The organism is Corynebacterium sp. KPL1818 (assembly GCF_000478135.1).
In the GTDB taxonomy this organism is placed as follows: Bacteria; Actinomycetota; Actinomycetes; order Mycobacteriales; family Mycobacteriaceae; genus Corynebacterium; species Corynebacterium accolens.
In genome coordinates, this window is the sequence record NZ_KI515759.1 from 305054 (window position 1) to 322156 (window position 17103).

At 58.0% G+C, this 17103-nt stretch carries 15 protein-coding genes; 9 read left to right on the plus strand and 6 right to left on the minus strand.

Going from position 1 to position 17103, the window contains the following annotated elements; genetic code table 11:
- Positions 1-125: 125 nt before the first annotated feature.
- Positions 126-1877 (minus strand): 2-oxoglutarate dehydrogenase, E2 component, dihydrolipoamide succinyltransferase, encoded by a 1752-nt coding sequence (sucB, locus tag HMPREF1261_RS07175; protein ID WP_023030466.1) that lies wholly within the window; start codon positions 1875-1877, stop codon positions 126-128.
- A 125-nt stretch (positions 1878-2002) separates the two neighbouring features.
- Here sucB and HMPREF1261_RS07180 point away from each other — a divergent pair, with 125 nt between their 5' ends.
- Entirely contained in the window at positions 2003-2413 is a 411-nt protein-coding gene (locus tag HMPREF1261_RS07180; RefSeq protein ID WP_005283964.1) for a hypothetical protein, read from the plus strand.
- Positions 2414-2418: 5 nt separating this feature from the next.
- Here the strand turns inward: HMPREF1261_RS07180 and HMPREF1261_RS07185 are convergent, their stop codons facing one another.
- Together HMPREF1261_RS07185 and HMPREF1261_RS07190 are read right to left on the minus strand one after the other, a co-directional pair.
- A complete protein-coding gene (locus HMPREF1261_RS07185; RefSeq protein ID WP_023030467.1) occupies positions 2419-2955 on the minus strand; it encodes an isochorismatase family protein in 537 nt (178 codons plus the stop codon).
- 38 nt (positions 2956-2993) lie between these two features.
- A complete protein-coding gene (locus HMPREF1261_RS07190; RefSeq protein WP_023030468.1) occupies positions 2994-4490 on the minus strand; it encodes a leucyl aminopeptidase in 1497 nt (498 codons plus the stop codon).
- 105 nt (positions 4491-4595) lie between these two features.
- Here HMPREF1261_RS07190 and HMPREF1261_RS07195 point away from each other — a divergent pair, with 105 nt between their 5' ends.
- Positions 4596-5690 carry a branched-chain amino acid aminotransferase gene (locus HMPREF1261_RS07195; protein WP_034658261.1) on the plus strand — a complete coding sequence of 365 codons (1095 nt, stop codon included), beginning with the start codon at positions 4596-4598 and terminating at the stop codon, positions 5688-5690.
- Between the two features lie 44 nt (positions 5691-5734).
- On the opposite strand, the gene HMPREF1261_RS07200 is transcribed toward HMPREF1261_RS07195, so the two are convergent.
- Together HMPREF1261_RS07200 and HMPREF1261_RS07205 are read right to left on the minus strand one after the other, a co-directional pair.
- Positions 5735-6511 carry a nicotinate-nucleotide--dimethylbenzimidazole phosphoribosyltransferase gene (locus HMPREF1261_RS07200; protein ID WP_023030470.1) on the minus strand — a complete coding sequence of 259 codons (777 nt, stop codon included), beginning with the start codon at positions 6509-6511 and terminating at the stop codon, positions 5735-5737.
- A gap of 12 nt (positions 6512-6523) precedes the next feature.
- Entirely contained in the window at positions 6524-7204 is a 681-nt protein-coding gene (locus tag HMPREF1261_RS07205) for a DUF3043 domain-containing protein (protein ID WP_005278343.1), read from the minus strand.
- A gap of 142 nt (positions 7205-7346) precedes the next feature.
- Between HMPREF1261_RS07205 and HMPREF1261_RS07210 the strand changes: the two genes are divergently transcribed.
- Positions 7347-7691 carry an iron-sulfur cluster assembly accessory protein gene (locus HMPREF1261_RS07210; protein ID WP_005283948.1) on the plus strand — a complete coding sequence of 115 codons (345 nt, stop codon included), beginning with the start codon at positions 7347-7349 and terminating at the stop codon, positions 7689-7691.
- Positions 7692-7783: 92 nt separating this feature from the next.
- Here the strand turns inward: HMPREF1261_RS07210 and asnB are convergent, their stop codons facing one another.
- Entirely contained in the window at positions 7784-9706 is a 1923-nt protein-coding gene (gene asnB, locus HMPREF1261_RS07215; protein ID WP_023030471.1) for an asparagine synthase (glutamine-hydrolyzing), read from the minus strand.
- 388 nt (positions 9707-10094) lie between these two features.
- Between asnB and HMPREF1261_RS07220 the strand changes: the two genes are divergently transcribed.
- From HMPREF1261_RS07220 to HMPREF1261_RS07245, 6 genes are all read left to right on the plus strand, one after another.
- Positions 10095-11168: a cytochrome c oxidase subunit II gene (locus HMPREF1261_RS07220; protein WP_005278347.1), complete on the plus strand. Its 1074-nt coding sequence runs from the start codon at positions 10095-10097 to the stop codon at positions 11166-11168.
- Between the two features lie 19 nt (positions 11169-11187).
- A complete protein-coding gene (locus HMPREF1261_RS07225; RefSeq protein WP_005278348.1) occupies positions 11188-11619 on the plus strand; it encodes a cytochrome c oxidase subunit 4 in 432 nt (143 codons plus the stop codon).
- A 566-nt stretch (positions 11620-12185) separates the two neighbouring features.
- A complete protein-coding gene (locus HMPREF1261_RS07230) occupies positions 12186-12770 on the plus strand; it encodes a heme-copper oxidase subunit III (RefSeq protein WP_197719670.1) in 585 nt (194 codons plus the stop codon).
- Between the two features lie 56 nt (positions 12771-12826).
- The gene (locus HMPREF1261_RS07235) at positions 12827-13714 is read left to right on the plus strand and encodes a c-type cytochrome (protein WP_005283937.1); all 888 of its coding nucleotides are present in this window, start codon (positions 12827-12829) and stop codon (positions 13712-13714) included.
- Positions 13711-14931, plus strand: coding sequence for a ubiquinol-cytochrome c reductase iron-sulfur subunit (locus HMPREF1261_RS07240; protein WP_023030472.1), 1221 nt, complete (start codon positions 13711-13713; stop codon positions 14929-14931). The genes HMPREF1261_RS07235 and HMPREF1261_RS07240 overlap by 4 nt, the downstream gene beginning before the upstream one ends.
- Positions 14931-16553, plus strand: a complete 1623-nt coding sequence (locus tag HMPREF1261_RS07245) for a cytochrome bc complex cytochrome b subunit (protein ID WP_023030473.1) — start codon at positions 14931-14933, stop codon at positions 16551-16553. Before HMPREF1261_RS07240 ends, HMPREF1261_RS07245 begins: the two co-directional genes overlap by 1 nt.
- Positions 16554-17103: the final 550 nt, after the last annotated feature.

A 17103-nucleotide genomic window follows, 5' to 3' on the forward strand; every position in this document is an offset into this window, starting at 1 on the left:
AACTCCTCTGATATTTGTGCCGGAAGTTCTCCCGCTACACCCCCGCGGAGTACCCCAGGCATGACAAAACCTCCCGTCCCCTTCGCGGGGAAGGAGCGGGAGGTATGCCAATTAGCTAACTGCTTTTAGATATCGAGGTCAGCCTCGAAGTCTGCAGTCTCCAGGCGGTCCTTGATGGTGGTGATGAAGCGACCAGCGTCTGCACCATCGATGACCTGGTGGTCGTAGGTGAATGGCAGGAAGCACATCTGGCGGATGGCGATGGCGTCCTGGCCGTTCTCGTTGACCACGACGGCGCGCTTCTGGATAGCCGCGGTACCCAGGATTCCGGCCTGTGGCGGAACCAGGATCGGGGTATCGAGCAGGGCGCCCTCGGAACCGATATTGGTCACGGTGAAGGTCGCACCGGTCAGGTCATTCGGCTTCAGCTTGTTATTGCGGGCCTTATCAGCCAGCTCTGCAATCTGCTGCGCGATTTCCGGCAAGGACAGGTCCTGTGCCTTGTGGATGACCGGGGTGAGCAGACCCTTCGGGGTGTCTACGGCAATGGCGACGTTGACATCCTCGTGGTAGGTCATCTCCTTGGTCTCTGGGTCATAGGAGGCGTTCACGTTCGGGTGGGAAACCAGAGCCTCAGTGGTGGCCTTCACAATGAACGGCAGGAAGGACAGGTTGGCGCCGTACTTATCAATGAACGCCTGCTTGCTCTTCTTGCGCATATCCCAGATAGGAGTCATGTCGACTTCCTGCACGTGGGTCAGCTGTGCGGAAATCTGCAGCGCTTCCACCATCTTGGTAGCGGTGATTTCGCGGATGCGATTGACCTTCTTGGTGGTGCCGATAAGCTCCTGCTTTTCCGGATCTACGGACTTGGTGGACCAGCGTGCGCGTGGGGAGTCAGCAGCCTTCTTATCGTCGCCTGCCGATGCCTTCGCATCGCCCTCGCCAGCAGCGGCCAAGACGTCCTGCTTGCGGATGCGTCCGCCTACACCGGTGCCCTCAATGGAGTTGAGGTCCACGCCGTGCTTATCAGCCAGCTTGCGCACCAACGGGGTGACGTATGGAACGTTATCGCCATTGTTGACCTTGGCGGAGGTGTTCAGGGAAGAATCCTGCTTCGGCTCTTCCTTCTTCTCCTCCTTGGCAGGCTCGGACTTGTCTTCCTTCTTCTCGTCAGACTTGGACTCTTCCTTCTTGTCCTCGGTCTTGGTTTCTTCCTTGTCTTCGGACTTGTCGTCGTCGGAGTCGTCGGAGGATGGTGCGGCGTTTTCGTCGCCGACGCGGGCGATGGCTTCGCCGACCTCGATGGTTTCGTCTTCTTCGGCGAGGATTTCTACCAGGGTGCCGGCAACGGGGGAAGGAATTTCGGTGTCGACCTTGTCGGTGGAGACCTCGAGTAGTGGTTCGTCTACCTCGACGGTGTCGCCGACGGACTTGAGCCACTGGGTGATGGTGCCTTCGGTGACGGATTCGCCGAGTTCTGGCATTTCGACATCGGTGGTCTCGCCGGAAGCCTTGGAGCTGGAGCCGGACTTCTTCTCGTCCTTGTCTTCCTTCTCCTCGGACTTGGATTCTTCCTTGTCCTCAGATTTGTCATCGTCGGAGTCGTCAGAGTCATCGGAAGAGGAATCAGCCTCGTCTTCATCACCGATGAGTGCGATGACCTTGCCGACCTCGATGGTGTCGTCTTCTTCGGCCTTGATTTCTAGGATGGTGCCTGCAACGGGGGAGGGGATTTCGGTGTCGACCTTGTCGGTGGAGACCTCGAGTAGTGGTTCGTCTACCTCGACGGTGTCGCCGACGGACTTAAGCCACTGGGTAATGGTGCCTTCGGTTACGGACTCGCCCAGCTCGGGCATCTCAACGGAGTTCGCCATGAGTTTTAAGACTCCTCGAAAAGTTGGAAGTATTCTATCGCTACCGCACAATCTTACAGCGTGATGACCGTCATCGTGCAGTAGTGGGGTTAGTAATACCCTCCATGCGGGTAAACTAGTGGGTTATGTTCAACCTCTTCCGCCGCAATAAGTCCCGATCGCCACTGCGACCGCCCCGCGGTCCGGGAGAAACTATCCGCCCAGAAGACGAACAAGAACTCAAAATGTGGGCCGCCGATAAGGCTTTTATTGAGGCATTTATCGAGCCAGAGACCGTGGTCAATGAAATGTCCGTGGTCGTTGTGGATGAAAAGGGTGAGTTTATTCGCCGACGCATCGGCGGGCCGAAGGGGATTGACGCGGTAGGAAAACTATTGCAGTGCGACGTTTTTGATGTCGAAGAAACCGGGTACCCCCAACGCATGCGCGAGCGCATGGAACGCCAACGTATCTTGCGTAAAAGGGAAGAACAGCGCCTTCGCCGCGCGCGCTTTGAGCGCGGCGAAAACCCTGATTCGGGGCAGGACTTAAGTTAATCGGCCTAGACGATGGTGGCGCCGGCCTTTTCTAACTTAGCCAAGGCGGCATCCCCGCGGTCCGGATCAACGGGAGAGCAATACTCGCTTAAGACGCGGACGGAAAAGCCTTCCTTTAGAGCGTCCGCAGCGGTTGCCTGCACGCAGTGATCCGTGGCAATGCCGACGATATCCACTGCGTCGATATCGTGCTCGCGCAGCCACTCCGCCAGCAATACGCCGTGTGCTGCGCCCTCAAAGCCGGAGTACGCGGCGGTGTATTCGCCCTTGCGGAAATATGCTTGCGCAGGCCCGATGGCCTCGTGCATTTGAGCCCCATAGGAATCGGCGACGCAGTGCACCGGCCAAGAATCGATAAAATCCGGGTCCTCCGCAAAGTGGGAACCCGGATCGATGTGCCAGTCCTGCGTGGCAACGACGGTGTCATACTCGGACTGCAAAGAAGAGATCTTCTCTGCAACCTCGTTGCCGCGATCGGTGCCAAGCGCGCCGCCTGGGCAAAAATCGTGTTGGACATCAACGATGATTAAAACAGTGTTCATAACTCCGCTATTTTATGCCCAGGCGGCTACGTGAGGTATTACTTTGATTCAGCAATCTCGCGCAGGGCAGCAATGACGGTGCGGGTGGGAACGCCCGTACCCATCTTTGGCGTATAGCCATAAGCGCCGGTGGTATTGAAGGAAGGCCCGGCGACATCGATATGTGCCCATTCGATGCCCTCGCCCACGAACTGCTTCAAGTAGGTGCCGGCGTATTCCATGCCTCCCTCGCGCTTGGCGTTGATATTGCGGATATCGGCGCTGGCGGATTTCACGGATTCATCGTGTTCTTCCAATAGCGGCATGGCCCAGGCATTTTCGCCGACCTCGCGGCCGATGCCCGCCATCCGGTCGCGGAAGTCTTCCGAACCCATGACGCCGGCGGTGCGCTCGCCTAGGGCGACCATCTGGGCGCCGGTTAGCGTGGCGGTTTCGATGAGGAAGTCGGGGTTATCCTCGCTGGCGCGCGCGATGGCATCGGCAAGCACGAGGCGGCCTTCTGCATCGGTATTGAGAACCTCAGAGGTGATGCCGCCGTAGTGGGTGATGACATCGCCCGGGCGGGTGGCGTTATCGCCCGGCATGTTTTCTGCCAGCGGCAGGGTAGCGGTGATCTTCACCGGCAGGTTGAGCTTGGCCGCGGCGATGATGGAGGCGGCCATGGCGGCGGAACCGCCCATATCAGAAATCATGTCCCACATGCCAGAACCCGGCTTCAAGGAAATGCCGCCGGTATCGAAGGTGATGCCCTTGCCCACGAGCGCCACGTGCTTCTTCGCCTTCTTCGGGTTCCAGCTCAGGCGCACCAGGCGCGGCGGGCGAGCGGAACCGCGGCCAACGGCAGTAATGCCGCCAAAGCCCTGCTTCTGCAGCGCCTTTTCATCCAGGATTTCTACCTCGAGGCCAACCTCTTTAGCCTGGTCGGAGAGGAAGTCTGCATAAGACTCCGGGTACAGCAGGTTGGACGGGGTATTGACCAGATCGCGGGCAATCACCACTGACTCCGCGGTGATCTTGGCCGCCTCGAACTCCTCGCGGGCGGACTTTTCTGCCACCACGGTAAAGGCGGCGGGCTGCTCCGAATCCTTGCCGGACTTAGAACGAAGCCCCTTGAACTTGTAGCCGCCCAAGGTAAGGCCCTCTACCGTGGGAGCGATGCCAAAATCGCCCAAGGAGGTGGCCACCTCTTCCACCTTGGAAATCGATCGTGCGGCGCTGCCGGCGGCTCGGCGCAAGGTTTCTGCATCGAGGTCTTCGGCATCGCCTAGGCCGACGGCGATGATGGAATCGACCTCTGCCTTCTTAGGTGCCGGGATGCGGGTGACCTCATTGGCCTTGCCGGTTGCCCCCACGGCGATAAGGGACTCGTATGCTTCGCGCAGCGCGGCCGGCTTGAGCAGTGAGGTGCCTGGAAGCTCAATGCCCTCCTCGCCCTTAAATGCGGCGATGAGTAGGGCCTGCGCGTTCTTCGGGGCCTTCTTTTCTAGCTTAAGCTCCGAAAATGCCCCACGTGTGGGTCCAGCGTGCTGAGACATAAAGTCCTCCTTTTTAATTGGTACTAATGAAACTTCTGCCCATGATACCGCGCTAGAGTGAACATATTCCTACCCGGCTATAGATAAAAGGAGTAGATTGTGGGCATGCTTGATTACACGATTACCCGTACGAATCAACCAACAGCGGCAGAAGATTTAGATAATATCCTGGCCAATCCCGGCTTTGGCCAGCACTTTACGGACCACATGGTCACCATCGATTGGTCCACGGACAAGGGCTGGCACGACGCGCAAGTCCGCCCCTACGGCCCGCTCACGATGGACCCGGCGAGCAACGTCTTCCATTACGGCCAAGCCGTCTTCGAAGGCATTAAGGCCTACCGCCAGCCCGATGACTCCATCGTTACCTTCCGCCCCGAGCAAAACGCGCAACGCTTTATCAATTCGGCGCAGCGCTTGGCGATGCCCGAGCTACCGCAAGAAGAGTTCATCGAGGCGCTGCGCCAGCTGGTGGACATCGATAAGAGCTGGGTCCCAGAGGCAGGCGGGGAAGCATCGCTCTACCTGCGCCCCTTTATGATTTCGACCGAGGTATCGCTGGGCGTGCACCCGGCCAATGCTTATCGCTTCATCCTCTTGGCCTCGCCCGCCGGTGCGTATTTCAGTGGCGGCATTAAGCCTGTTTCGGTGTGGTTATCTACCGACTATGTCCGCTCCGCGCCGGGCGGAACCGGTGCCGCGAAATTCGCCGGCAATTACGCCGGCTCCTTATTGGCGCAGGACCAGGCCGAAGAAAAGGGCTGTGACCAGGTGGTGTGGCTGGATGCCATCGAGCGCCGGTATATCGAGGAAATGGGCGGGATGAACCTCATGTTCGTCTACGGCACCGGCGACGACGCCGAGATCGTCACCCCGGCGCTGTCCGGATCCCTGCTGCCCGGCATTACCCGCCAGTCCCTGCTGCAGGTCGCCGAAGACATGGGTTACGAGGTTACCGAGCGGCGCATCACCGCCGAAGAATGGCAGCGCGATGTGGAATCCGGTGAGATGACCGAGGCCTTTGCCTGCGGTACCGCCGCCGTCATCACGCCGGTGGGGCGCGTGCTTGGTGAGGATACCGATTTCAGCGTCAATAATAACGAGGCCGGCGAGGTCTCCATGGCCTTGCGCGAGCGTCTGACCGGTATCCAGCGCGGCGCCGTGGAGGATGCCCACGGCTGGTTGCACACTTTGGTCTAGCGCGCCAGGCGTGAAGCGGCGCGAGGCGGACCTGCGCCGCGCAGTTAGGCCTCTGGCTGCGTCGCGTCCGCGGTAATTTCCACGCCGAGCAAGACCAGGGGTAGGGCGGCCAAGGCGCCAAGCGCCGGCACCGGCTCCATCTGCAGATCCAGCAGGGGATCCAGCCGCAGCTTCTTTAAGGCCAGCCGGTGAGCCGGCTGCGGCGAGATATTGGTGGCAAGGAGCCAGTCATGGATCCGCGTGTCTGCAGCAGCGCATAGGGCGGCGGTGGCGGTTAAGGGGGCATCGACAAGCAGGGGCGTGCGCCGCCTAGCCGCCTGGGACATAAAACCCACCAGCGCGGCCAATACGGGGGAGCCGCAGGCCTTAATGAGATCCCGCCCAGTCAGGCCGCGCATCCGAAACATGGAATCGCGAATGGCCGCAACCTTCGTCTTCCAGTCCTCGACGCTCGGCTGCTTGCCGACGACCACCACCGGCTCCTCCTGCGCCATCACCCCCATGGCGGCCGCGGCAACCTGCGTGCTGTCGATGCCGCCCGGAATGAGCAGATCCGCACCGCCATCGATTTCCGCATCCGCCGCCTGCACTCCTAAGTCATAGGCGGTGGAGCAATCCGTCACCGTGACAGAATTAATGCTGGCCCCAACCCGCCGCGCCGCGGTCTCCGTGGCCAGGGGGATCCCTTCACCGTCCTCGGCGAAAATTACGGCCCGCACCCGCTGTGGCTCGGAAGCGGGGGATCGATCTTGGCAGGCGGCGAGCCACTGTGCGGCATCGCTTAGCCGGCCATAGGGATAAAGCTGCAGGGAATCAGCCATCAGTGTGCTTCCTTAAACGTCGGCCCCGCGCTCTACGCGCGGGCGAGGAATGCGCCACTTGCGGGGCTGGCTGGCGCGGGAAAATGCGTAGAATCCCAGGCCAAAGCCGGTGGCGGTGGTGCCGGGGAACTTCTTGCGGACAGCATTATTAGCGCGGCGACCCAGCCAGATGCCATCGATGGCGAAAATGAGGATGACCACCATGGCAATCGCATTGATGAGGCCGGCGATGCTGGGGGCCGCATAGGTCACAAAGACCACGACGATAAGGGCAAGCGCCATCGGCATGACCCATTCCGAAAGCGTACGGCGGGCATCGATCCAATCGCGCACGTAGGCGCGCTCTTCGCCCTGATCGCGGGCAGGGAGGAAGCGTGGATCGCCTTCGGCCATGCGCTCTTGGCTTTCGCGGTTGCGCTGGTTGCGCTCCTTGCGCTCCTGCTTTTTATATTCTTTCCATTCGTCCTTGCTCATGGACTTTTTGAGTTCCTTGCGGCGCTTATAGCGCTGCGCATCGGATACCCCATGTGGATCGCGCTTCACGCCGCGCGCGATTTCTTGTTCCTGGCGCTTTGGCGTGGGACGACCCTTCGGCGGGGTATACCCCTTGCGGTGGGTTTCTTCCTGAACTTCTTCCTGCACGGGAGCGGGTTCAGGGGAGGTCTTGTCATCTTTTTGCCACGGAAGTTTCACGCTGATCAGACTACAAGGTTTCGACCCCAAGAGGGGAATAGGCCCGCCCACGGCGTTGTTATTACTATGGGCTACCTTTTCCCTCCTTGTAGATGCGGGTAGGGTAGTGGCTACGCAACCAAGACACATTTGAGGAGAAGTGATGACCGCTCCAGTTTCCGAAACCGGCGTCATTCTGACCGAGGCCGCAGCCGCAAAGGCAAAGGGCCTGCTTGATCAGGAAGGCCGCGACGATCTCTCCCTGCGCATCGCAGTACAGCCCGGCGGCTGCGCTGGCCTGCGCTACCAGCTCTACTTCGATGACCGCAGCCTTGATGGCGACAAGGTCGACGAGGTGGGTGGCATCAAGCTCGTCGTGGACAAGATGTCCGTGCCATACCTTACCGGCGCCAAGATCGACTTTGCTGACACCATCGAGTCTCAGGGATTTACCATCGATAACCCGAACGCTACCGGCTCCTGCGCGTGTGGCGATTCCTTCAACTAAACAGAAGGATAAAGAAAGAGGGTGAGCGCTTCGGGGCGCTCACCCTCTTTTTATGTCTTTAAAGCTCAGCGTGGAACTTTGCCCAGTTCGGCTTAAAGCTTGACCGGGTAGTCGCGCTGCTCGATCTGCGGGTCGATGCGCTTTTCCACAAAGATGCCGTGCCAGATCATAAAGGAAAGCACGGTCCATAGGCGGCGGGAGTGATCGGAGACGCCATCGCGGTGCTCCTTGAGCATCTCCAGGACTTCCTTCTTATTGAAGATGTCCTCGGTCTGGGAATCCTTGATGGTGTCTTGTGCCCAGCCGTAGAGCTCATCGCCGGCCAGCCAGTGGCGCATGGGAACCGGAAAGCCCAGCTTCTTGCGGTTGAGCACGTGCGCGGGAACGATCTGTTCCATGGCCTTGCGCAGTGCATACTTGGTGGTGCCGTGGGAAATCTTTAGATCGTGCGGGATGGATTCTGCGACCTTGAATACTTCCTTATCCAGGAATGGCACGCGAAGCTCCAAGGAGTTGGCCATGTTGATCTTATCGGCCTTGACCAAAATGTCACCGCGCATCCAGGTAAACAGGTCAAGGTGCTGCATGCGGGCTACTGGGTCAAAATCTTCAGACTGCGCATAGATGGGCGCGGTGACCTCGCGGTGATCCCATTCGCGCTTGGCCCATGGGATTACGCGCTGCATCTGCTCAAAGTTAAAGGACCGCGCATTGCCGTAGTAGCGCTCCTCCATGGTCATGGAGCCGCGGTTAAGCAGTGACTTGCCCTTCATGCCATCCGGGAGTATGCGGGAGAGCTTGCCTAGTCCTTGGCGCAGGGGAGAAGGGATCTTCTCAAATGGGGCGAGCGACAGCGGCTCCTTATAGATGGTGTAGCCGCCGAAGAGCTCATCGGCACCCTCACCGGACAGGACCACCTTGACGTGCTTGCGGGCTTCTTGGGCCACGAAGTACAGCGGCACGAGGGAAGGATCGGCCACCGGGTTATCCAGGTACCACATGATTTTAGGAATCGACTCGGCGTATTCTTCCGGCGAGACGATCTTGACGATGTGCTCCACGCCGATGGCGGCCGCCGATTCCGCGGCCACGTCCACCTCGGAATAGCCTTCGCGCTCGAAACCAGTGGTAAACGTCAGCAGATCCGGGTTGTGGCGCTTGGCCAGGGTAGCGATGGCGGTGGAGTCGATGCCGCCAGACAGGAAGGAACCAACGGTGACATCGGCACGCATGTGCTTAGCGACGGAATCCTCCAGCGCTTCTGCAATCCGGGCAAAGAGCTTTTGTTCTTCGCCTTCTGGAACCTGCTGGACCGGGAAACGCGGCTTGAAGTAGCGCTCGGATACGACCTTTTCGCCCGGCTTCAAGGTCACCGTGCAGCCGGATTCCACCCGGCGAATATTGGCGTGCAAAGATTCCGGTTCCGGCACGTATTGCAGGTCCACGTAGTGCTCGATGGCGCGGCGGTCAAGGTTGAGTTCTAGACCAATGTCCTCGGCCATGTCCAAGATGCACTTCATCTCGGAGGCAAAGACCGTGCCGGCGTCCGTGGTGGCATAGTAAAGCGGCTTGATGCCAAACTGGTCGCGCGCGGCAAACATGGTTTGAGTCTTGGTGTCCCAAATGACGATGCCAAACATGCCGCGGAGGTGCTCGACGACATCCTTGCCCCAGTGGTGGTAGCCCACCGCAATGGGTTCGCCATCGCCTTCCGTGTAGAAGGTATAGCCCAAGGCCTTGAGTTCTTCGCGGAGCTCAACGTAGTTGTAGATCTCGCCGTTAAAGGTAAGGGCATACCGCTCTGGTTCGTCCTCAGGGCCCCAGCGCAGGGGCTGGTGGGAATGTTCCAGGTCGATAATGGACAGGCGGTTAAAGCCGAAGGCGGCGTCGCCATCATGCCAAGTACCGGCTGCGTCCGGTCCGCGGTGGTGCATGCAAGGAAGCGACCGCTCCAGCGCGTCGACATATTTGTCCACGTCACCGGTGGCCGCGAGCATGCCAAGAAGTCCGCACATGTAAAGATAGCTCCTTTTAATTAAGCGACTAGTGCTCGGTGTCCTACTTTACGGTGCATGGGGTAGAAACCAGAAAGCGCCACGGCTTGGAAGAAGCTGCGGAAAAGCTTAAATTCAGCTTCCCCGTAAGGGTGCGAACTTTCGGATGATGGCCGGAATTGTTCTTTGTGAGTTAAGGCACATGGTGAAGGCGGTGACTGGGGGTACGGTTGGAACATTGTGCAGGTGGGGCGGTAACCTACTGGAATGTGGATATAAATTGAGCGCCCTGGGTCTCCTTTTAAGCTTCAAAAAGGCTGGGAACCAAGCATTTATCCATTATTCTGATTGGGTAAGGGTGCTCTGTGAGTATTCGAGAAGTTTGTGTGGACAGAAAGGCAGAACACACGTGGGACAGCGTAATAAGCGCACCTTCGCCCGTAAGGCGGGCGTAGCTGGCGCACTTGCCCTAGGCGGTCTCGCCCTGGCTGGTTGTGACGTTCAGGCGCCAACTGCTGTAGAGAACCTCCTGGGATTCGGTTGGCCAAAGGGTGTGACCCCTGAGGCTGAGGCAATGTACAACTTCTGGATCTGGGTCTGGGTAGCAGCTTGGATTGTCGGCTTCGTCATGTGGGGCCTCTTCCTTACTGCAATCTTCCGCTGGAGCGCGAAGAAGGCCAAGCGCGATGGCAAGGGTGAATTCCCGCGCCAAACGCAGTACAACGTGCCATTGGAGATGGTGCTGACCATCGTTCCAATCCTGATCATCATGACCTTGTTCTTCTTCACGGTGCAGACCCAGCAGAAGGTCACCGCATTGGATAAGGATCCAAAGGTTACCGTTGACGTCACGGCATTCCAGTGGAACTGGAAGTTCGGCTACGCCGAAAACCGCGTCAACGGTGAAAACTACAACGGTGCGGACGAAGCGCGTCAGGCCGAAGCGGAAAAGACCGCCCATGACCCTGAGGGTGTGGACAACCCCAACCCAATTCACGGTAAGTCCAAGGGTGACCTTTCCTACCTCAACTACAACAAGATTGAGACCGTAGGCTCCACCGAAGAGGTTCCGGTTCTGGTGCTTCCTTCCGATACCGCCATCGAGTTCCGTCTGGCTTCCGCTGACGTTTCTCACGCGTTCTGGGTACCGGAGTTCTTGTTCAAGCGCGACGTGTACGCACACCCTGAAGCCAACGCCCAGGAGCGCAGCTTCCAGATCGAATCGATTGATAAGCAAGGCGCCTTTGTTGGCCGCTGTGCTGAGATGTGCGGTACCTACCACTCCATGATGAACTTCGAGATTCGCGTTGTGTCCCCAGAGGACTTCAATGCCTACATGGACTTCCGCGAGAAGAACCCGAACGCCACCAACGCCGAGGCGCTGAAGGAAATCGGCCAGGATCCGTACGCAGTTACCACCCACCCGTTCTCCGGCGAGCGCGACACCGCCGATGGTGACAACTACGTTAAGACCGCGGCATAAGAGATAAGGACATTACACAATGCGTGCTACATCGAAAGTCTTTTACTCAATCGCGACCTACCTTTTCGTCTCGCTGATTGTTTATATCTTTGGCGTCACCCTCGTGAAGGATGATGGTTACCTCTACGGTGCCGAGTGGGTTGGCATCGTGGGCATGTTCCTCTCCGTCGTGCTCTGCCTCATGCTGGGCGGCTACCTGCACTTCACCGATAACCGCAGCGACGTTCTGCCGGAAGACTGGGAAGAAGCAGAGACCGAAGACTCTGCTGGTATCTTGGGCTTCTTCTCCCCAAGCTCCATCTGGCCGCTGGCCATGGCCGGTGCCATCGGCTTCTTGGGCCTGGGCGTCATCTTCCTGTACTACTGGCTCATCGCCTTGGGTGCCGTGTGCTTGATTGCTGCCTGCACCGGCCTGTCCTTGCAATACGGTCTGCCTAAGGAAAAGCACTAGAAATTATCTAGTCGCAGCCACTGCCTAAACTTCTCAGCCCTCCTCACCATTCCTCGGTGGGGAGGGCTTTGGCGATCCGCGTCGGAAATCGACGGGTAAAGTTCCCGCGGTTTCTAAATTTTTTTGAGGAGGGGGAGAGGGGTTGCGCCCAGGTTTTAAGTGGGCAGCAAAAGTGCATCCCAGCACGTAAACGGCTATTTCTGCGGGGGTCAACCGAAAGTTGCAAATGGGTCATTTTCCCCGGAAACCACCGTGTGATTTATCTCTCTAAGAAACTTGCCGAAACCGGTTGCGGGCGAAGGGTAGATCATCGTGCATCGGCTAGGTCGAGTCGTAGGAATTGCGGCTATAGCCGGAGTTTAAGTGTGTCACCTGCGTTGATGTCTCGTCGGATAAAAATACAAAAAGTTCCCAGGTATTTATTGTTGACGGATCTCGTTCGTTTCCTTATTGGTAGCTGGCAATTTGGTGAAATCCGAATAGAGAAAGCGGGGGGAATTGAAGTGACTTTAGGATCCAGAACGGCCATAATTACCACTGTGACGAGCGTAGTTTCTAACCAAGGTATGACAGCACCACGTGTTGCCTCGCTGAACCGACCCAATATGGTCAGCGTGGGCACCATCGTGTTCCTGTCTCAGGAATTGATGTTCTTTGCCGGACTGTTCGCGATGTGGTTCACCTCGCGAGCGAACGGCCAGGAAGGCGATTGGGCAGAGCACACTGCCCATATCAACCTGCCAATGGGCTTTCTCATTACTGCAGTGTTGATTTCTTCCTCCGTGACCTCGCAGTTCGGCGTGTTTGCCGCAGAAAGGGGTGACGTTTACAAGCTTCGACTCTGGTACACCATCACGCTGGTATTGGGTGTTGTCTTCCTGGGCATCATGGCGTTTGAGTGGGCTGAGTTGATTCACGCAGGCGTGACGGTACAGTCCAGCGTCTTTGGTTCGGTGTTCTACATCATCACCGGCTTCCACGCTGCGCACGTAACCGCCGGTTTGATTTCCTTTGCAATCATTCTGGCGCGTATCGCTAAGTCTAAATTCACGCCGGCACAGGCTACCGCCGCGATGGCAGTGTCCTACTACTGGCACTTCGTTGACGTTGTGTGGATCGGTGTGTTCACCGTTATCTACTTGATTCAGTAGTGTCGGCGACCCTCTCCCCAAAACAGTCCTCCCGTGTTCGAGTTATCTAAAGGAAAATGATGGATAACAATTCGCAGTCCGCGGCAGTGGAGCAGACCACTGCCTCGGCTAAGAAGACCCGCCGTCGCCGCAAGGCGAAGCGCACCCTTGCAGGTGGCTTTGCTTTGGCCATCGGTCTGACCGGCGCTGGCGTCTTGGCCTCTGCCTTGACGCCTGACGCTCAGGTCGCTACGGCGGAAAAAGATGATCAAGCCCTCGTGCAAGAGGGTAAGGACATCTACGACACCGCTTGTATCACTTGCCACGGTGCCAATCTGCAGGGCATCGAAGGCCGTGGCCCCTCTCTCGTAGGTATCGGCGCCGGCTCTGTGTACTTCCAGGTTCACTCCGGTCGCATGCCGATGATGTCCAACGACGCTCAGGCAGAGCGCAAGGCTCCTCGTTACACCGAGCAGCAGACCTTGGCGCTGGCCGCTTATGTCGCTGCTAACGGTGGCGGCGCAGACATTGTCTACAACGACGATGGAAGCATCGCCCAAGAATCCCTTCGCGGCGCCAACTACAACGGCCAGATTCAGGCCGAAGACGTTGCCAAGGGCTCTGAGCTTTTCCGCATGAACTGCGCATCCTGCCACAACTTCACCGGTCAGGGTGGCGCGCTGTCCTCCGGTAAGTACGCTCCGGAGCTGGCACCTGCTAATGAGCAGGAAATCTACCAGGCAATGTTGACCGGTCCGCAGAACATGCCAAAGTTCTCTGACCGTCAGCTGACTGCAGATGAAAAGAAGGATATTATCGCCTACTTGAAGTCTGCAGAAGAGACTCCGTCTCCTGCCGGTTGGGACCTTGGCGGTCTCGGCCCAGTGGCTGAAGGCCTGGCAATGTGGATTATTGGTATCAGCGCCCTGTGCGCCGCTGCTATGTGGATTGGATCGCGCTCATGAGCAATGTGAAAAAGAATTACACTGACGCAGAGCTCGATAAGATGAGCAATGATGAACTTGCTGCACTTGGTACCGAGCTCGATGATGTCACCGTAGCGTTCCGCAAGGAGCGTTTCCCGGTTGAAGGTGACCCCGCGGAAAAGCGTGCGGGTCGCAATGTCGCCATTTGGCTGGCGCTCTCCGTTATCGGCGGATTGGCTTTCTTGGGCGTCTACCTCTTCTGGCCTTGGCAGTACAAGCAGCTAGGGGAGGACGGCCTCGTCTGGCACACTCTCTACACCCCGCTGCTTGGTATTACCGCTGCATTGTCCATCTTCGGACTCGGCTTTGCCATCGTTCAGTACGTGAAGAAGATCCTGCCGGAAGAAATCTCCGTGCAGCGTCGCCACGATGGTCCTTCCGAAGAAGTTGACCGCCGTACTCTTACCGCTCTCTTGAACGATTCTTGGAAGACTTCCACTCTCGGCCGCCGCAAGACCATCCAAGGTCTGCTTGGTGGTGCAGGCGTTCTCTTCGGCTTGACGGTTATCGCCCCGCTTGGCGGCGCAATCCGCAATCCATGGAAGGTTCGCCACGAGGTGAACTACGCCGGTGACGGCACGCTGTGGACCTCCGGCTGGACGATGCACGAGAAGGGCGTAAAGCTTTACCTCGCTCGTGACACCGGCACCATCGCTGAGAAGCACTCCGGCGAGTCCGGCGAACACTACACCACCGAAGGCGTTACCCGCTTGGTGCGCGTTCGCCCCGAGGACTTGGCTGCCGGCGGTATGGAAACCGTCTTCCCGCTCGCGGAAGAAGACGTCAACGACGGTGACCAGTACGACGCTAAGCGCGACGTATACGAGCACCACATGCACTCCATCCACGGCAACCGCAACGCTGTGATGTTGATTCGTCTGCGCCACTCCGATGCGCAGAAGGCGATCGAACGTGAGGGTCAGGAAAACTTCCACCACGGCGATTACTACGCCTACTCCAAGATTTGTACTCACATTGGTTGCCCAACGTCGTTGTACGAGGCACAGACCAACCGAATCCTGTGCCCCTGCCACCAGTCGCAGTTCGACGCATTGCACTACGGTAAGCCGGTCTTCGGCCCGGCCGCCCGTGCTCTGCCACAGCTGCCCATCACGGTGGACGATGAGGGCTACCTTGTTGCAGAAGGCAACTTCATTGAGCCTGTCGGTCCGGCATTCTGGGAGCGTAAGTCATAATGAGCAATAAACTCGCCCAAATGGGCAACAACATGGACGAGCGCTACAGCGCCGCCGGCGTGCTAAGGACGCAGCTGAACAAGGTCTTTCCGACCCACTGGTCCTTCATGCTCGGTGAGATGGCGCTGTACAGCTTCATCATTCTTCTACTAACCGGTACATACCTGGCGCTATTCTTTGACCCTTCCATTACGAAGGTCATCTACGACGGCACCTACGCACCGCTGAACGGCGTTGAGATGTCGCGCGCCTATGCAACCGCACTCGATATTTCCTTCGAGGTCCGTGGTGGCCTCTTCGTTCGCCAGATGCACCACTGGGCAGCACTGCTGTTCATGATGTCGATGGTTGCGCATATGCTGCGCATCTTCTTCACCGGTGCATTCCGTCGTCCCCGCGAAGCTAACTGGATTATTGGTTGCACCCTTATCCTGTTGGGCATGATCGAGGGCTTCCTCGGTTACTCCCTGCCGGACGACCTGCTTTCCGGTGTTGGTCTGCGCATTATGTCCGCCATCATCCTGGGTCTGCCGATCATTGGTACCTGGCTGCACTGGGCCATCTTCAACGGCGACTTCCCGTCCGACTTGATGCTGGACCGCTTCTACATCCTGCACGTTCTGGTCATCCCTGGCATCATCCTGGGCCTCATCGCGGCCCACCTGATCATGGTGTGGTTCCAGAAGCACACCCAGTTCCCTGGACCGGGTCGCGCAGAGAACAACGTGGTTGGCGTCCGTATTATGCCGGTCTTCGCCACCAAGGCGATTGGTATGGGCATGATGGTCGCTGGCGTGCTGGCTTTGATGTCCGGTGTGCTGACCATCAACGCCATCTGGCTGCTTGGTCCGTACAACCCGTCACAGGTGTCTGCGGGTTCCCAGCCCGATATCTACATGCTCTGGACTGACGGTGTGGCGCGTGTCATGCCCGCTTGGGAGCTGTACCTGGGTAACTACACGATTCCTTCCGCCTTCTGGGTTGCGCTGTTGTGTGGCCTGATGGTTGTACTGCTTATCACCTACCCGTTCCTGGAGAAGAAGTTCACTGGTGACGATGCGCACCACAACCTTCTGCAGCGTCCACGTGACGTTCCTACGCGTTCCGCGATCGGTGCCGCAGCAATCGTGTTCTTCCTCCTAGTTACTCTCTCCGGTGGTAACGACCACGTTGCGCACTTCTTCCAGATTTCGTTGAATGCGATGACCTGGGTCGGACGCATCGGCCTGATTGTCCTGCCGCCGATTGCTTACTTCATGACCTACCGCATTTGCGTTGGTCTCCAGCGCTCTGACCGCGAGGTGCTCGAGCACGGTATCGCTACCGGTGTCATCAAGCAGCTGCCTAACGGTGCCTTCATTGAGGTTCACCAGCCGCTCGGCCCGGTTGATGAGCACGGCCACGCAGTACCGCTTGAGTACGCAGGCGCTCAGGTGCCGAAGCAACTTAACCACCTCGGTTACGCTGACTCCGAGATTCAGGGCACCTTCAGCCCGGACGATCTGGAACTCATGCGCCGCGTTCACGAGATTCACGAGGAGAACCACGAAGAGGAAGCGGAGATGTTCCGCCGCCTCAACGAGGCCAACCGCCGTGATGACGAGGAAAACGGTCGCATCTAACCTTTCCTTGGGTTAGCTCGATACACGCTCACTAAACGAGCCCGCTAAGCCACCAATACCTGGTGGTAAGCGGGCTCGTTTCAGTTTTGGGACCGTTGCTTTCTTAAGGAGTCCCGGGTTACTTTTGCTGGGCTATTGAGTGAGGAGTCGGCACATAATACAGGCAACCTGGGACCGTCTCTTTTAGGCGAAAATCGAATAATTGCCTAAGTCTTAGCAGAGCGCCTCGCACACGCCAGCGGTCTACCGAGGCAGTAAGAAGCTCGTCGCCCTCTGTATACAGGAATGGAAGTACCGACAAACGCCGGCTCACGCGGAAACGCCTTGTCTAGCGGTAGGGAATAGCGCCAGCCCTGTTAGTTAGCAGTAGGGTAGCCGTCCTAGGAGCATGCTTTTGCCACTGAACCTGGGATGGATGATTTCCGCGTATGGGCCTTTGAGCGAGCCCCATAGTCGGTATTTGTCTTTAAGCGTGGTCTACAGGGCTTCGGAATAGCTATTGCACACCCTCCAGCCCTAATATGTTCTTTTCCCTTTGCTTCACTTTCTT

Excerpts from the sequence above, each read along its gene's own strand:
- sucB (WP_023030466.1), bottom strand. The coding sequence starts at position 1,877 with ATGGCGAACTCCGTTGAGATGCCCGAGCTGGGCGAGTCCGTAACCGAA.
- HMPREF1261_RS07180 (WP_005283964.1), top strand. The coding sequence starts at position 2,003 with ATGTTCAACCTCTTCCGCCGCAATAAGTCCCGATCGCCACTGCGACCG.
- HMPREF1261_RS07185 (WP_023030467.1), bottom strand. The coding sequence starts at position 2,955 with ATGAACACTGTTTTAATCATCGTTGATGTCCAACACGATTTTTGCCCA.
- HMPREF1261_RS07190 (WP_023030468.1), bottom strand. The coding sequence starts at position 4,490 with ATGTCTCAGCACGCTGGACCCACACGTGGGGCATTTTCGGAGCTTAAG.
- HMPREF1261_RS07195 (WP_034658261.1), top strand. The coding sequence starts at position 4,596 with ATGCTTGATTACACGATTACCCGTACGAATCAACCAACAGCGGCAGAA.
- HMPREF1261_RS07200 (WP_023030470.1), bottom strand. The coding sequence starts at position 6,511 with ATGGCTGATTCCCTGCAGCTTTATCCCTATGGCCGGCTAAGCGATGCC.
- HMPREF1261_RS07210 (WP_005283948.1), top strand. The coding sequence starts at position 7,347 with ATGACCGCTCCAGTTTCCGAAACCGGCGTCATTCTGACCGAGGCCGCA.
- asnB (WP_023030471.1), bottom strand. The coding sequence starts at position 9,706 with ATGTGCGGACTTCTTGGCATGCTCGCGGCCACCGGTGACGTGGACAAA.
- HMPREF1261_RS07225 (WP_005278348.1), top strand. The coding sequence starts at position 11,188 with ATGCGTGCTACATCGAAAGTCTTTTACTCAATCGCGACCTACCTTTTC.
- HMPREF1261_RS07230 (WP_197719670.1), top strand. The coding sequence starts at position 12,186 with ATGACAGCACCACGTGTTGCCTCGCTGAACCGACCCAATATGGTCAGC.
- HMPREF1261_RS07235 (WP_005283937.1), top strand. The coding sequence starts at position 12,827 with ATGATGGATAACAATTCGCAGTCCGCGGCAGTGGAGCAGACCACTGCC.
- HMPREF1261_RS07240 (WP_023030472.1), top strand. The coding sequence starts at position 13,711 with ATGAGCAATGTGAAAAAGAATTACACTGACGCAGAGCTCGATAAGATG.
- HMPREF1261_RS07245 (WP_023030473.1), top strand. The coding sequence starts at position 14,931 with ATGAGCAATAAACTCGCCCAAATGGGCAACAACATGGACGAGCGCTAC.